Origin of the sequence: Salmonella sp. SAL04213 (assembly GCF_046550535.1) — a bacterium.
In the GTDB taxonomy this organism is placed as follows: Bacteria; Pseudomonadota; Gammaproteobacteria; order Enterobacterales; family Enterobacteriaceae; genus Salmonella; species Salmonella enterica.
In genome coordinates, this window is record NZ_JBGDXS010000003.1 from 76,425 (window position 1) to 90,475 (window position 14,051).

At 53.8% G+C, this 14,051-nt stretch carries 15 protein-coding genes; 3 read left to right on the forward strand and 12 right to left on the reverse strand.

What is annotated here, in order from left to right; genetic code table 11:
- Positions 1–41: 41 nt before the first annotated feature.
- Together treB and treR are read right to left on the reverse strand one after the other, a co-directional pair.
- Entirely contained in the window at positions 42–1,460 is a 1,419-nt protein-coding gene (gene treB / locus ACLJPQ_RS09840; RefSeq protein WP_080184883.1) for a PTS trehalose transporter subunit IIBC, read from the reverse strand.
- Positions 1,461–1,597: 137 nt separating this feature from the next.
- The gene (treR, locus tag ACLJPQ_RS09845; protein WP_001181297.1) at positions 1,598–2,545 is read right to left on the reverse strand and encodes a trehalose operon repressor TreR; all 948 of its coding nucleotides are present in this window, start codon (positions 2,543–2,545) and stop codon (positions 1,598–1,600) included.
- 189 nt (positions 2,546–2,734) lie between these two features.
- On the opposite strand from treR, the gene mgtL reads away from it, so the two are divergent.
- Positions 2,735–2,788: a mgtA regulatory leader peptide MgtL gene (mgtL, locus tag ACLJPQ_RS09850; RefSeq protein WP_099374030.1), complete on the forward strand. Its 54-nt coding sequence runs from the start codon at positions 2,735–2,737 to the stop codon at positions 2,786–2,788.
- A gap of 140 nt (positions 2,789–2,928) precedes the next feature.
- Entirely contained in the window at positions 2,929–5,637 is a 2,709-nt protein-coding gene (gene mgtA / locus ACLJPQ_RS09855; protein WP_080184884.1) for a magnesium-translocating P-type ATPase, read from the forward strand.
- Between the two features lie 115 nt (positions 5,638–5,752).
- Here the strand turns inward: mgtA and ACLJPQ_RS09860 are convergent, their stop codons facing one another.
- The 5 genes from ACLJPQ_RS09860 to pyrL form a co-directional block, all read right to left on the reverse strand.
- Positions 5,753–6,199, reverse strand: coding sequence for a transposase (locus ACLJPQ_RS09860; RefSeq protein ID WP_080184885.1), 447 nt, complete (start codon positions 6,197–6,199; stop codon positions 5,753–5,755).
- A gap of 74 nt (positions 6,200–6,273) precedes the next feature.
- Positions 6,274–6,660, reverse strand: a complete 387-nt coding sequence (ridA, locus tag ACLJPQ_RS09865) for a 2-iminobutanoate/2-iminopropanoate deaminase (RefSeq protein WP_000047544.1) — start codon at positions 6,658–6,660, stop codon at positions 6,274–6,276.
- A gap of 76 nt (positions 6,661–6,736) precedes the next feature.
- Positions 6,737–7,198: an aspartate carbamoyltransferase regulatory subunit gene (pyrI, locus tag ACLJPQ_RS09870; protein WP_000148567.1), complete on the reverse strand. Its 462-nt coding sequence runs from the start codon at positions 7,196–7,198 to the stop codon at positions 6,737–6,739.
- Between the two features lie 12 nt (positions 7,199–7,210).
- Entirely contained in the window at positions 7,211–8,146 is a 936-nt protein-coding gene (gene pyrB / locus ACLJPQ_RS09875) for an aspartate carbamoyltransferase (RefSeq protein WP_000013055.1), read from the reverse strand.
- Between the two features lie 35 nt (positions 8,147–8,181).
- Positions 8,182–8,283 carry a pyr operon leader peptide gene (gene pyrL / locus ACLJPQ_RS09880; RefSeq protein WP_000249504.1) on the reverse strand — a complete coding sequence of 34 codons (102 nt, stop codon included), beginning with the start codon at positions 8,281–8,283 and terminating at the stop codon, positions 8,182–8,184.
- On the opposite strand from pyrL, the gene ACLJPQ_RS09885 reads away from it, so the two are divergent.
- Positions 8,263–8,403 carry a hypothetical protein gene (locus ACLJPQ_RS09885; protein ID WP_001518160.1) on the forward strand — a complete coding sequence of 47 codons (141 nt, stop codon included), beginning with the start codon at positions 8,263–8,265 and terminating at the stop codon, positions 8,401–8,403. The genes pyrL and ACLJPQ_RS09885 overlap by 21 nt on opposite strands.
- Here ACLJPQ_RS09885 and ACLJPQ_RS09890 read toward each other — a convergent pair.
- From ACLJPQ_RS09890 to arcA, 5 genes are all read right to left on the reverse strand, one after another.
- Positions 8,373–8,861, reverse strand: coding sequence for an arginine repressor (locus ACLJPQ_RS09890; protein WP_000666051.1), 489 nt, complete (start codon positions 8,859–8,861; stop codon positions 8,373–8,375). The two genes, ACLJPQ_RS09885 and ACLJPQ_RS09890, sit on opposite strands and share 31 nt — an antisense overlap.
- Positions 8,862–9,047: 186 nt before the next feature.
- A complete protein-coding gene (locus ACLJPQ_RS09895; protein WP_000514435.1) occupies positions 9,048–10,451 on the reverse strand; it encodes a YfcC family protein in 1,404 nt (467 codons plus the stop codon).
- Between the two features lie 55 nt (positions 10,452–10,506).
- Complete coding sequence (gene argF, locus ACLJPQ_RS09900) at positions 10,507–11,511, reverse strand: ornithine carbamoyltransferase (RefSeq protein ID WP_000237035.1); 1,005 nt, start codon at positions 11,509–11,511, stop codon at positions 10,507–10,509.
- Positions 11,512–11,622: 111 nt separating this feature from the next.
- A complete protein-coding gene (gene arcC, locus ACLJPQ_RS09905) occupies positions 11,623–12,555 on the reverse strand; it encodes a carbamate kinase (RefSeq protein WP_080184886.1) in 933 nt (310 codons plus the stop codon).
- A gap of 10 nt (positions 12,556–12,565) precedes the next feature.
- Positions 12,566–13,786 (reverse strand): arginine deiminase, encoded by a 1,221-nt coding sequence (gene arcA, locus ACLJPQ_RS09910; RefSeq protein WP_000410846.1) that lies wholly within the window; start codon positions 13,784–13,786, stop codon positions 12,566–12,568.
- Positions 13,787–14,051: the final 265 nt, after the last annotated feature.

Sequence of the window (14,051 nt, forward strand, 5' to 3'; positions counted from 1 at the left end):
CCTGCAAGTGCGTTGGGACGCAACTGCGCCCCGAAGAAGAATTAGACAATTTGTAATGTGCCCTGACGATGCTTACGCTGATAGATAAAGGTGGTCAGAATCACCGGGATAACGATCGCGATAACCATCGCCATGCCGTACACCTGCCAGTAGCGCGGCGGTATAGACAGGATGCCCGGCAGGCCGCCCACGCCGATACCGTTGGCGATGACGCCGTTCAGACCGCAGAGCAGTCCCGCCAGACCAGAGCCGATCATCGCGCACAGCATCGGAAAACGATACTTCAGGTTGATACCGTACATCGCCGGTTCAGTTACCCCAAGGTAAGCGGAAATGGCGGCAGGAACGGAGATCTCGCGTTCATTGTGTTTACGGCTGGAGATGATGATGCCCACCACGGCGGAGGCCTGCGCGATATTCGACAGCGCAATCAGCGGCCAGACTGGCGTACCGCCCATGCTCTGGATCATCTGCATATCGATAGCGAGCGTTGTCTGGTGGACGCCGGTAATAACCAACGGGGCATACAGGAAGCCGAACAGCGCTGCGCCTATCGGGGCGAAACTGCCGGTCATCAGATAACGTACCGCAAAGGCCACGCCGTCGCCGATCATACGACCAAAGGGGCCAATAAAGGCGTGGGCGAGAAAGACGGCCAGTATCAACGAACACACCGGGACGACGACCAGGTAGAGATAATCCGGCACGATGCGTTTCAACCGCATTTCAATAAATCCAAGCGCCAGTCCTGTCAGTAGCGCCGGGATAACCTGCGCCTGGTAGCCTATTTTCTCAATACTAAATACGCCGAAGTTCCAGACGTCCGGCGTTTGCTGGCCCAGCAGATACGCATTCATCAACTGCGGCGACACCAGCGTCACGCCGAGCACGATACCAAGAATCGGCGTGCCGCCCATTTTTTTCACCGCCGACCAGCAGATCCCCACCGGCAGATAGAAAAAGATCGCTTCGCCGATCAACCATAAAAAATCATAAAGCGTTTTTAGCGCCGGATGCATCTGCGCCAGCGTTTGGCCGTTGCTCATCGGCACATCGCCGATCACGTTACGAAAGCCTAAGATCAAACCGCCGCTGATCAACGCCGGTAGTAGCGGAAAGAAGATCTCCGCAAAGTGGGAAATTAACTGCTCATGCCACTTCATGTTCTGGCGAGCGGCTTTTTTGGCCTGCTCTTTATCGGCATATGCTTTGCCGGTGGTCTCCAGCAGCGCGTTATAGTAATCGCCGACTTCGGTGCCGATCACCACCTGAAACTGCCCGGCGTTGGTGAAACAGCCTTTAACCATCGGTAATTGTTCGATCTCTTTTGGCCTGGCGTTCGCGGGCTGGTGGAGCACAAAGCGCAGGCGAGTAATGCAGTGGCTCACCGTGGCGATGTTGTCGCGCCCGCCGACCAGGTCAATCAGCCGGTCGATATCGGCTTGTTTTACTTTGCTCATCGTAAAGCCTCATGGCAGAGGAGGTATGTTATGGGTTGGCGCAAGAGTATCTCTTCAACGGTGGTTTAAAAATGGGAACGTTCCCGAAACGCAGCGACGATCACAAATTACTCGTGGTATTCCGTTTAATCAGTCACTCAGGCGAGGGTAGAAGGAATGACGATCCGGCGCGGATCGCAGCGGCCATTGATCTGTTCGATCAGCTGCGAAGCCGCCTGTCGTCCGGCTTCAGCATAGCCAGGATCGACAGTGACGATCTCCGGGTGCAGGAATTTTATCAGCGGCGTGTTCCCGACGCTTGCCAGTTGTAGCGTCTCAATACGTTGCTCCTGTAAATACTTACTGGCGCCCAACGCCAGCGTATCGGTGGCGCAGACTAACGCGGTGGTATCCGGCATGATGACACTTGCCGTATGTTCATAGCCCTGCTTCATGGCAAGACCGGGCAGGGCGGCGACGGGATGAAGTTTATGTTTTTTGCAAAACGCCAGGTATGCGTCATGCCGACGTTTGCCGGTGGTAATATCGCTATGGGGAACGCCCAGAAAGCTAATGTTGCGGTGTCCCTGCTCATACAGCCGCTGCATAAGGATATGAATCGCGCCCTCGTCGTCGTAACAGACGGAGGCAAAACCTTGCGCATCTCTTGCCAGCAGCACCAGCGAGGCTTTCCAGGGGGCGATCAACTCTTCTGTGATGCCGGTAAAGCCAAACAGCACCACGCCATCAATGTTACGTCGTCTGAGCATGCCCAGATGTTCCATTACCAGCGTCGGCGAGAACTGACTTTCCATCATAATAGGGTCGTAGCCCTGTTCATAAAACGCAGGCAGCATGGTCTGAACCGCGAGGTTTTCAGACAACGAATCAAGGCGAGTGACGATAATAGCGACCACTTTATCGCTTTGTCCCCGCATCGCGCGGGCGGAGCGGGACGGAGAGAAACCGTGTTGATTCATCACCGCTTCGACACGCTCGCGGGTACGTTCGCTTACGCCGCTTTCATTGTTAAGCACGCGGGAAACGGTTGATTTCCCTACGCCGCTCAGGCGGGCGATGTCTTTGATAGTGAGCCGGTTTTGCATCCTGTTTTCCCGTGGCGTGACGCTGATGGTGATAAAAAGAGTAACTTTACTCAAGCGAAGGGCAATGGGCAAAGTCTGGTTTATCGTTGGTTTAATTACGTAACGGTATGATACCGCCATAATTGCCACAAAACTTATGGATTTATGCGTATAATCCGCGGCGCAAATTATTTACTTACCGGAGGCGACATGGACCCTGAACCCACCCCTCTCCCGCGATGGAGAATTTTCCTTTTCCGGTAAGCCTGCCTCTGCTGTCTTACCGGTGTGTAAGACAGTGACACAATAACGTCCCTGTTTTTATTTAAACATTGCTCATCGGGCAAGGCTTTGCCGCGCCTGAAGAATTTTCTGCGCCTGACTTCGGCGCGGAGGGATTACCTATGCTAAAAACCATTACCCGCCAGCTTTTTGCCCGGCTTAATCGTCATTTGCCTTATCGTCTGGTTCACCGCGATCCGCTGCCCGGCGCGCAGACCGCGGTAAATGCGACTATCCCGCCTTCGCTGAGCGAGCGCTGTCTGAAAGTCGCGGCAATGGAGCGGGAGACTCTCTGGCGCGTTTTTGATACGCACCCGGAGGGATTAAACGCCGCCGAAGTGACGCGCGCGCGTGAAAAGCATGGCGAAAACCGCCTTCCGGCACAGAAACCCTCGCCGTGGTGGGTGCATCTGTGGGTATGTTATCGCAATCCTTTCAACATCTTACTCACGATTCTTGGCGGCATTTCTTATGCCACGGAGGATCTGTTTGCCGCAGGCGTTATCGCCCTGATGGTCGGTATCTCAACGCTGCTGAATTTTGTGCAGGAAGCGCGCTCGACGAAAGCGGCGGACGCGCTAAAAGCGATGGTGAGCAATACCGCTACCGTACTGCGGGTTATTAATGAAAATGGCGAAAACGCCTGGCTGGAATTACCCATCGATCAACTGGTGCCCGGCGATATTATTAAGCTGGCGGCGGGGGATATGATCCCGGCGGATTTACGGATTATCCAGGCGCGCGATCTGTTTGTCGCCCAGGCGTCGCTGACCGGCGAATCTCTGCCGGTCGAGAAAGTCGCCGCGACGCGTGAGCCCCGGCAAAATAACCCGCTTGAGTGCGACACGCTGTGCTTTATGGGGACGAACGTCGTGAGCGGAACGGCGCAGGCCGTGGTGATGGCGACCGGCGCCGACACCTGGTTTGGTCAATTGGCGGGGCGCGTGTCGGAACAAGATAACGAGCAGAACGCTTTCCAGAAAGGAATTAGCCGCGTCAGCATGTTGCTGATCCGTTTTATGCTGGTCATGGCGCCGGTAGTACTGATTATTAATGGTTACACGAAAGGTGACTGGTGGGAAGCGGCGCTATTTGCGCTCTCGGTCGCGGTAGGTCTCACCCCGGAAATGTTGCCGATGATCGTCACCTCCACCCTCGCGCGTGGGGCGGTGAAGCTCTCGAAACAGAAAGTTATCGTGAAGCACCTTGATGCAATTCAGAACTTCGGCGCGATGGATATTCTGTGCACCGATAAAACCGGCACACTGACGCAGGACAAAATTGTGCTGGAGAATCATACAGATATTTCTGGTAAGCCCAGCGAGCATGTACTGCATTGCGCCTGGCTGAACAGCCATTATCAGACCGGTCTAAAAAATTTACTGGATACGGCAGTCCTGGAGGGAGTAGACGAAACCGCCGCGCGTCAGCTCTCCGGACGCTGGCAGAAAATCGATGAGATTCCGTTTGATTTTGAGCGTCGCCGGATGTCGGTGGTGGTGGCCGAAGATTCGAGCGTGCATCAACTGGTCTGCAAAGGCGCGTTACAGGAGATCCTGAACGTGTGTACTCAGGTGCGCCACAACGGCGATATTGTGCCGCTGGACGACAATATGCTGCGCCGGGTGAAACGCGTTACCGACACGCTGAACCGTCAGGGGCTACGCGTGGTCGCCGTCGCGACCAAATACCTGCCTGCGCGTGAGGGCGATTACCAACGTATCGATGAGTCTGACCTCATTCTGGAAGGGTATATCGCTTTTCTCGATCCGCCGAAAGAGACCACCGCGCCGGCGTTGAAAGCGCTGAAGGCGAGCGGAATTACGGTGAAAATTCTCACCGGCGACAGCGAGCTGGTAGCGGCGAAAGTTTGCCATGAGGTTGGGCTGGATGTGGGCGATGTCGTTATTGGCAGTGATATTGAAGGGTTAAGCGACGACGCGCTGGCGGCGCTGGCCGACCGTACGACGTTGTTTGCGCGTCTGACGCCGATGCATAAAGAGCGCATCGTCACTTTACTCAAACGCGAGGGGCATGTGGTCGGTTTTATGGGCGACGGGATTAACGATGCTCCGGCGTTGCGGGCGGCGGATATTGGTATCTCGGTAGATGGCGCGGTGGACATCGCCCGTGAAGCGGCCGATATTATCCTGCTGGAAAAGAGCCTGATGGTGCTGGAAGAAGGCGTCATTGAAGGTCGTCGTACTTTTTCTAATATGTTGAAATATATCAAGATGACGGCCAGCTCAAATTTCGGTAACGTGTTTAGCGTGCTGGTAGCGAGCGCCTTTTTGCCGTTCCTGCCAATGCTGCCGCTGCACTTGCTGATTCAAAACCTGCTGTACGATGTATCCCAGGTGGCGATTCCGTTTGATAATGTCGATGAAGAACAAATTCAAAAGCCGCAGCGCTGGAATCCGGCGGATTTGGGGCGCTTTATGGTCTTTTTCGGTCCGATCAGCTCGATTTTCGACATTTTGACCTTTTGTCTGATGTGGTGGGTATTTCATGCGAATACGCCAGAAACGCAAACTTTGTTCCAGTCCGGCTGGTTTGTGGTGGGATTACTGTCGCAAACGCTGATTGTGCATATGATCCGTACCCGCCGTCTGCCGTTTATTCAAAGTCGCGCCGCCTGGCCGCTGATGGCGATGACGTTGTTGGTGATGGTGGTGGGAGTTTCGTTGCCGTTTTCGCCGCTGGCGTCTTACCTGCAGTTGCAGGCGCTGCCGTTAAGCTATTTCCCGTGGCTGATTGCCATTCTGGCGGGCTATATGACGTTAACCCAGTTGGTGAAAGGGTTTTACAGCCGACGTTATGGCTGGCAGTAAACACTTTCGTCGGGGATTCGCCAGCGTGCTTAATCCCCGATATCGCTAACCAGGCCAGATGCCCGTAAAGCTCGACAAGTTTTACGCGATCGGCTTTATCTTTAAATTTCTGGGCTTATTCAAGCAACTGTAGAATGCTATATGCAGGCATAAAAAAGAGGAATGTCCAGCTAAGTTTGTAAAATGTGTTCTCTGCCCCCAATCCGGAACGAGAGGAGGAGATGTCCCACCGCCGGATATGTTTTGCGGATATGCGACGAAAGCGGCGAATATAGCTAACGCAATAAACTAAGTAAGGAGGAATCGCTAAGGCGCCAGTGGGTTTAGGAAACATAAGGGTAAGCAATATGGCTGCGACAATGAAGCATAAAAAGACTATCGTCGCGGTAGATTCTATCTGTTTTAATTCCTGGCGTATGCTTTCAGCATGTTTCTCCTGCCAGCGACGGAGCGTGCTGTTGCTAAATCCATATTCTTCGCATAACGCCTTATTCGGTACGCCGTTTTTCGACTGTTGCAGAAAATCGGCGATTTGTTCCTCGGTAAAACGCGATCTTACCATTGCCGCCTCTCCATGGCTGTTGGTGCCCCGAACCGGGCAAACTTGCGCCGCCCGGCGGGGATGACGTCCGGCGCTTAGCGACGAACAGCGATCGCTTCAATCTCAATTTTCACGTCTTTCGGCAGACGGGCAACTTCCACGCAGGAACGCGCCGGGAAGGTGGCGTTGTGCTCGGTGAAGAAGGCTTCGTAGGTGGCGTTGACGGTCGCGAAATCGTTCAGGTCTTTCACGAATACGGTCGTTTTCACAATGTCGCCTACTTTCAGGCCAGCGGCTTCTACGATAGCTTTAACGTTTTCCAGCGACTGACGTGCCTGAGCGGATACGTCTTCCGCTACGGCACCGGTTTTCGGATCGACCGGAATCTGACCGGAAGTGATTACCATGCTACCCAGGTCAACGCCCTGTACGTATGGGCCGATTGCTGCTGGTGCATTTTCCGTCGCAATAGTTTTGCTCATGATTTCTCCTGAATTACAGCGGTAATAGAATGTCCCCGCTCATTATAGGGAGCCGGGATCTCATAACCAACCCAAATTAGTTGGCCAGCACCACATAATGCGAAAACTCTTTTTCACAGTATTTGCATTTGAGGGCGATATCATTGGCGCGTTTTTTCACTGCAAAGCTGGAGGATACCGGTTCCGCGTGGCTGATGCAGTTGCTGTTCGGGCAAACCAGCACATTATTAATACGCTCTGGCAGGCTGGGGCGTGATTTCCCGACTACGTCGTAGTTGTCGATGCGGTTAACGGTGGCCTGCGGCGCGTACAGAGCAAGTTGGTTAACCTGCTCATCGGTGAGGAAGGTGTTTTCTATTTTGATTAAGTCTTTACGCCCCATCTCGCCAGACGGGAGATTCAGACCGATAGTGATTCGCTGATCGGTCTCGGTCAATTTAAACAGACTCAGCAGTTTAAAGCCTACCTGCGCAGGGATATGGTCAATCACGGTGCCGCATTTAATGGCTTCAACCTGCAGTTTGTTATCGTGTGTCATCGCTTTTCTCCCTTACAGACTCAGTTCGCTATTCAGTACCAATGCCAGTAACGCCTGGCGAGCGAAAATACCGTTGCCCGCCTGTTGGAAGTACCAGGCGTGTGGCGTTTTATCCACATCCGTGGTGATTTCATCAATGCGCGGCAGCGGGTGCAGTACTTTCATATTTTCACGCGCGCCGTTCAGGTCGCTGGCGCGCAGAACAAACTGCGCCTTCACATTGGCGTACTCCGACGGGTCGAGACGCTCTTTCTGTACGCGAGTCATATAGAGGATGTCGACGTCGGCCATGACCTCTTCAATAGAACCATGCAGGCTCCAGGCCATCCCTTTTTCATCCAGCATATCCAGAATGTACTGCGGCATCGCCAGCGCGTCCGGCGCGATAAAATAAAAACGGTTGCCGCTAAATTTCGCCAGCGCCTGGGTTAGCGAATGCACGGTGCGGCCATATTTCAGATCGCCGACCATCGCGATATGCAGGTTATCCAGACGGCCCTGCGTTTCCTGGATGGTGAATAGATCCAACAGGGTCTGCGTCGGATGCTGGTTCGAACCGTCGCCCGCATTGAGCACCGGCACCTGACCGGAAAACTCCGTCGCCAGACGTGCCGCGCCTTCTTGCGGATGGCGCATCACAATCGCGTCCACGTAAGTGCTAATCACTGAGATCGTGTCGGCTAACGTTTCTCCTTTTTTCCCCAGCGACGTGTTGGCGCTGTCGGAGAAGCCCACTACGCTGGCGCCCAGGCGATGCATTGAAGTTTCAAACGACAGGCGGGTACGCGTGGAGGCTTCGAAAAAGCAGCTGGCGATCACTTTATGTTTCAATAGCTCCGGCTGCGGGTTGGCTTTTAATTTCGCCGCCGTCGCCAGTACCAGATTAAGATCGTCGCGGCTGAGGTCGTTTATGGAAATGATATGTTTTTGATATAGCGGGTTAGCCATGTTTATCTCCTGACGCCTGGGCAAAAAAAAGCCCCTCAATTGAGGGGCTTGGTATTGGTTTTCAACGGAAAGAAAAACGGCAGGCCTGCGTCCTTTTTCAGACGCGGTAAGACAGAATGTCGTACACACTGAACCATGCTTCCTCCCGGCAAATTGTCCGCGATTATACTCAGCTCTGTTTGGGGATCAAGCGATTAATGCATGATTTACTCATCGCAAACGGTTCTTATGAATTTAAATTCATTTTAAGCAAATAATTAATTTGTTTGTGTACCAGCGCCGTGCGCTGAACGACCCGTGGTGCGACCCAGACAATACTGCTACCGGCAACGACGCCGAGAATTTCCGGCAATGCGTGGTAATCCAGAATTCTCGCGACGGCGCGACCATAACCTGCCGCCGTATGGATAAGGATAAATTCGCTATTATGTTCAACGCTGACGACCATTTCAGCTATTGAACGTCCGGCATCCGGCGAAGGACGCCGCTGGGGATTTACGGAATAAATCTTTTGTCCCTTCGTATTTCTGATTTTTATTGCGCCCAGCAGCTTGAGCAGGCGCGAAACCGTAGACTGGCTGATACCTTCAAATCCCTCATTTTGTAAATCGCGGCGAATCTCCTCCTGGGACAGGTAACTTTTTTCACTAATCAGGCGCTGACAAACCGCCAGTTGCTGTTGTTCTTTGGCGGAGTAATCATCGTATTCCTTCATAAATGCACCTTATCTTTATTATTGATATCAACGGACTGGCGAAATTCATCACATTTGTCACATTGATTGCGGATCAATCGGGCGGTTTTGCAGGAAAATGAGAAGCCGATCAAAAAAGGTGACGGCGTGCCTGATGGCGCTGTGCTTATCAGTCCTGTCGGATAAGACGCGTCGCCATCTGGCTCGTTACATCATCGCTCCGATGCTCAGTACCGCCATATTCAGCAATGTCAGGATCAGCAACAGCGGCGCGACCCATTTCAGATAGCGGACATAGGGAACCCGCGCGATTGCCAGACCGCCCATGACCACGGCGGAGGTGGGAGTAACCAGATTCACAATCCCGGAGGCCGACTGGTAGGCGGTTACGACCAAATCCCGTTGTACGTGGGCAAAATCCGCTAACGGCGCCATAATGGGCATCGTCAATACGGCAAGACCGGAAGAGGAGGGCACCAGGAAGGAGAGCAATACTTCCAGCCAGTAGGTTACGTTTATGAAAATGGTGGTAGAGAGGCCGGAAACCAGACTTTCCGCGCTGTGCAAAATGGTGTGGGTAATCATACCGTTATCCATGACCACCACAATGCCGCGCGCGATACCAATAATTAGCGCCACGCCGAGCAAATCCCGCGCGCCGTCGATAAAGGTACTGGTGAACGCTTCCTCGCCCATCCGCGTTATCACGCCAACGATAATCGCCGCCGCCAGAAAGACGCCGGAGATTTCCGCCATCCACCAGCCGAGAACCGCCACGCCGTAAATCATCACCGCGAAAGAGGCGGCGAAGATCAGCAGCACCCATTTCCGGGTAGCCGTAAACTCCAGCAGTGTATTGGCGCGATTGCCGAGGAAATGGGCGCGATTTTCCTCCATTTTATCCGCCACGATAGAAAGCTCAGGATGGGCGCGGACTTTGCGCGCATAGCGCATTACCCAAAACACGCACAATACGTAGCCGACGATTAACAGCAGTACGCGCATCAGCATTCCCTGAGTAAAAGGGATGCCGGCGGCGTTGGCGGCAATGACCGTGGCGAAAGGGTTAATGGTCGAACCGAGCGTGCCTATCCCCGCGCCGAGCAGTACGGTTGCCGCCGCCACTAACGGATCGAAGCGGGCCGCCATCATAACCGGCACCAGCAGCGTGTAGAAGGGCAACGACTCCTCCGCCATGCCATAGATAGTGCCGCCTGCGGCGAACAGCGCCATCAGAATGGGGATCATCCACTCATCTTTGCCGTTGAGTTTGACTGTTACCCGTTCAATACCGGCATCAATCGCCCCCGTTTTATTCACCACCCCCAGAAAGCCGCCGATAATCAAGACAAACAGCGCGACGTCAATGGCGCCGGCGGTGTAGGTTTCGTGGTTATAGAGGCCGTCAATCGGCGCCAGTAAAACAGCGGTAATCCCTTGCGGATGCGCGTCCACGGGGGCATACGTTCCCGCCACCGGCACCTCTTTTCCCAGCGTGGCGTTCATCGCCATTTGGTATTTTCCCGCCGGCACAATCCAGGTCATCACCGCGACCAGGGCAATAAGAATAAACAGGATGGTATAAGCGGTGGGAAATTTAAATTTACCCATGATGTTCTCTCCTGATATCACGGATATGCGCCGCGAGAGCGCATATCCTGTGGGATTAATCGCCGAGCGTCGCCACCATGACCGCTTTGATGGTGTGCATCCGGTTTTCCGCTTCATCGAAGACTATCGAGCCTGCGGACTCGAACACCTCTTCCGTGACCTCCAGTCCTTTCAGGCCGTAAGCCATTTCGATTTCGCGTCCCACTTTGGTGTGCTCGTTATGGAAGGCGGGCAGGCAGTGCATAAACTTCACATCAGGATTACCGGTAGCGTTTACCACCTGCTGGTTGACCTGGTATGGCGTCATCAGACTGACGCGCTCCGCCCAGGCTTCTTTGGGTTCTCCCATCGAGACCCAGACGTCGGTATAGAGGAAATCCACGCCGTGAACGCCGTCTTCAACGCTCTCCGTTAAGGTGATACGAGCGCCGGTAACGCTGGCGATTTCCCGGCACTGCGCGACCAGCTCGGCATCAGGCCAGAAGGACTTTGGCGCTATCAGGCGGATATCCATGCCCATCTTCGCCGCGCCCACCATCAGCGAGTTGCCCATGTTGTTGCGCGCGTCGCCCAGGTAGGCGAAGCTCAGTTCCGGCAGCGTTTTACCCGGCGCGTGTTCCAGCATGGTCATTAGATCGGCCAGGATCTGTGTGGGGTGAAATTCATCGGTCAGGCCGTTCCAGACGGGAACGCCCGCGTATTCCCCCAGCTCTTCCACAATGTGTTGACCAAAACCGCGATATTCGATGCCGTCATACATCCGCCCCAGGACGCGAGCAGTATCTTTCATGGACTCTTTATGGCCGATCTGCGAGCCGCTTGGGCCGAGATAAGTCACCTGCGCGCCCTGGTCGAAAGCGGCGACTTCAAACGCGCATCGGGTGCGGGTAGAGGTTTTTTCAAAAATCAGCGCGATGTTTTTGCCGATCAGTGTTTGCTTTTCGCATCCGGCTTTTTTTGCGGCTTTCAGCTCAATAGCCAGATCGATGAGGTGTTGGATTTCCGCCGGGGTGTAGTCAAGCAGCTTCAAAAAGTTACGATTTTTCAGTGAAATAACCATTACAATATCCTTGTTAAAATGAATTGCCTGATGGCGCTGCGCTTATCCGGCCCACGGTTATGCGCGCTCTGTAGGCCGAATAAGGCGGAAGCCGCCATCCGGTAAAAAGCCTTATGCGTCAACGTCGGCGGTTTCACACCGAATCAAAGTGCCTTTCTCGCCCGCGAGAATGGCTTGCCCATCCGCCAGCGAGCCGATTCCGGCAATGCCGCGGCAATGGCTGACAAACCCAGCGCAGGCGGTCACTTTCGGGCCCATCGAACCGGCGTCGAACTGCATTTCACGAAGCAGCTCCGGCGTAACCTGCGCCAGCGGGCGTTGGGTGGGCTTGCCCCAGTCGAGATACACCGCGTCGGCATCGGTCAGAATGAGCAGCGCGTCGGCGTGAATTTGGCTGGCAAGCAGGGCGGCGGACAGATCTTTGTCGATCACCGCCTCGATACCGTGGTAGCCATCGGCTTTTTCCACGACCGGCACACCGCCGCCGCCGTTACAGATAACCAGGTGATCGCGGCTAATCAGCGCGCGGATGGCATCGTTTTCCACAATGCGTTTCGGCTGCGGGGAGGGCACAACGCGGCGGAAGGCGTTACCGTCGGCTTTGAATACCCAGCCCTTTTCTGCCTGTAACGCACGGGCCTGCGCTTCGTCGTAAATCGGTCCGATATATTTGGTTGGATTGAGGAATGCCGGGTCGTTGGCATCGACTTCGACCTGGGTGAGCAGGACGCTGATTTCGCGCTCCGGCAGATGATTCTTCAGCGCCTGTTGCAGCATGTAGCCAATCATGCCCTGGCTTTCCGCACCGAGAATATCGAGCGGGTAGGGCGTAACGTTAGCGTAGGCGCTATTTTGTAGCGCCAGCAGTCCTACCTGTGGGCCGTTGCCGTGCACTAACACCACGCGCCATTGCCGCGTAAGCTGGGCGATGGTTCTGGCCGCCAGTTCGATATTTTTACGCTGAATATCAGCCTCCAGCGGTTCGCCGCGTTTGAGCAGCGCATTGCCGCCCAGCGCGACGACCAGTGTGCGTTTGTTTTCCATAACGTCTCCTTTAAATACCATCGCGTTCCAGTGGACAGCTCATGCACCGTGCGCCCCCGCGCCCGCGACCCAGTTCATCGCCGGGAATGGGAAGGACGGTAATGCCGGCTTTGTCGTATTTTTCGTTGGTCCAGATGTTGCGCTCATAGCCCACTACCACGCCTGGACGCAGGGTGAGCACGTTATTGGCGTCATTCCACTGTTCGCGCTCAGCTTCAAATGCGTCGCCGCCAGTGGTGATTAAGCGCACCTGATCGATGCCAAGCGCTGTTTCAAGAGCATGAACCAGCGTGCTCTCCTGGGTTCGTTTCAGACCGCCGCGTCCGTCTGGCGTCAGCGTCCAGCACTGAACGTCCGGGCGAACGACTTCCGGATAGACGGAGAAGGTGTCGATATCAATGTGGGTCATGACGGTGTCAAGGTGCATACAGGAGCGATGTTTTGGCAGTTCAACGGCAATGACGCGTTCCGCCTGACGATGTTTAAACAATGCCTGCGCCAGGAACTCGACACCCTGCGGCGTAGTACGTTCAGACATACCGATCAACACCGCGCCGCGGCCAATCACCAGCACATCGCCGCCCTCTAAAGTGGCGTGGTCGTAATTAATGTCCTCGTCGCCGAAATATTTAATGAAATCACCGCCTGCGAATTGAGGATGCCAGCGATAAATAGCACGTAAATTATTCGTTTCACGTTGGCGTGCAGGTTTCGCCATGGGGTTAATTGAGACGCCGTTATATATCCAGCAGGACGTGTCACGGGTAAATAGGTGATTCGGTAATGGCTTCATAATAAAGTCATTAATATCGTGAGTATCGACCACCATATTTTTTATGGAGGCGGGGATTTCGCCGTAAGTTAAACCGCCGCTTAAATGGCGAGCCAGTTCACGGTGCGGCATATCCGCCAGCCAGGCGCGAATATCTGCGGCAAAGGTGGGCCCAAGGCGATAATCGGAAATTTGCGTGTCCAGTAGCCAGGCTTTAGCGTCAGCCACATCCAGCGTTTGGGTGAGCAGGTCGGTTAACAGCAACACTTCTATCCCTTGCTGGCGCAGCGTGTTGGCAAAAATGTCATGCTCTTCGCCAGCGCGCTCTACGGATAATACATCGTCAAAAAGTAATTCCTGACAATTTGAAGGGGTAAGTCTTTTTAGGCTGAGATTGGGCCGATGCAACATTACGCTGCGTAATTGACCGATTTCAGAACCGACAAAATGCTTTTCCATCATTATACCTTTTACATAATTTCAAGAATAAAGAAGGAGTGGCTGCAAATATTTAGCGTGCTTGCAGTCGCGGCGTTTCAGTTAAATTCGGGAGCAATGATTGAATTTTATTTGGGTTGTTAATGTGATGAGATTCACATCAATCAAGGAGTGCTATTTTTCTTACTTAATATATGAGCCGGGTCAGAGAAATTCAAAAAACAATAAGGCATTAAATGAATTACTACGCAGCTATATGGTTTGTTATTTTTTTATTGTTAATTAT

Bases quoted from the DNA above. Each gene is read 5' to 3' on its own strand.
- treB (WP_080184883.1), bottom strand. From the start codon at position 1,460: ATGAGCAAAGTAAAACAAGCCGATATCGACCGGCTGATTGACCTGGTC.
- treR (WP_001181297.1), bottom strand. From the start codon at position 2,545: ATGCAAAACCGGCTCACTATCAAAGACATCGCCCGCCTGAGCGGCGTA.
- mgtA (WP_080184884.1), top strand. From the start codon at position 2,929: ATGCTAAAAACCATTACCCGCCAGCTTTTTGCCCGGCTTAATCGTCAT.
- ACLJPQ_RS09860 (WP_080184885.1), bottom strand. From the start codon at position 6,199: ATGGTAAGATCGCGTTTTACCGAGGAACAAATCGCCGATTTTCTGCAA.
- ridA (WP_000047544.1), bottom strand. From the start codon at position 6,660: ATGAGCAAAACTATTGCGACGGAAAATGCACCAGCAGCAATCGGCCCA.
- pyrI (WP_000148567.1), bottom strand. From the start codon at position 7,198: ATGACACACGATAACAAACTGCAGGTTGAAGCCATTAAATGCGGCACC.
- pyrB (WP_000013055.1), bottom strand. From the start codon at position 8,146: ATGGCTAACCCGCTATATCAAAAACATATCATTTCCATAAACGACCTC.
- ACLJPQ_RS09885 (WP_001518160.1), top strand. From the start codon at position 8,263: ATGTCGTACACACTGAACCATGCTTCCTCCCGGCAAATTGTCCGCGAT.
- pyrL (WP_000249504.1), bottom strand. From the start codon at position 8,283: ATGGTTCAGTGTGTACGACATTCTGTCTTACCGCGTCTGAAAAAGGAC.
- ACLJPQ_RS09890 (WP_000666051.1), bottom strand. From the start codon at position 8,861: ATGAAGGAATACGATGATTACTCCGCCAAAGAACAACAGCAACTGGCG.
- ACLJPQ_RS09895 (WP_000514435.1), bottom strand. From the start codon at position 10,451: ATGGGTAAATTTAAATTTCCCACCGCTTATACCATCCTGTTTATTCTT.
- argF (WP_000237035.1), bottom strand. From the start codon at position 11,511: ATGGTTATTTCACTGAAAAATCGTAACTTTTTGAAGCTGCTTGACTAC.
- arcC (WP_080184886.1), bottom strand. From the start codon at position 12,555: ATGGAAAACAAACGCACACTGGTCGTCGCGCTGGGCGGCAATGCGCTG.
- arcA (WP_000410846.1), bottom strand. From the start codon at position 13,786: ATGGAAAAGCATTTTGTCGGTTCTGAAATCGGTCAATTACGCAGCGTA.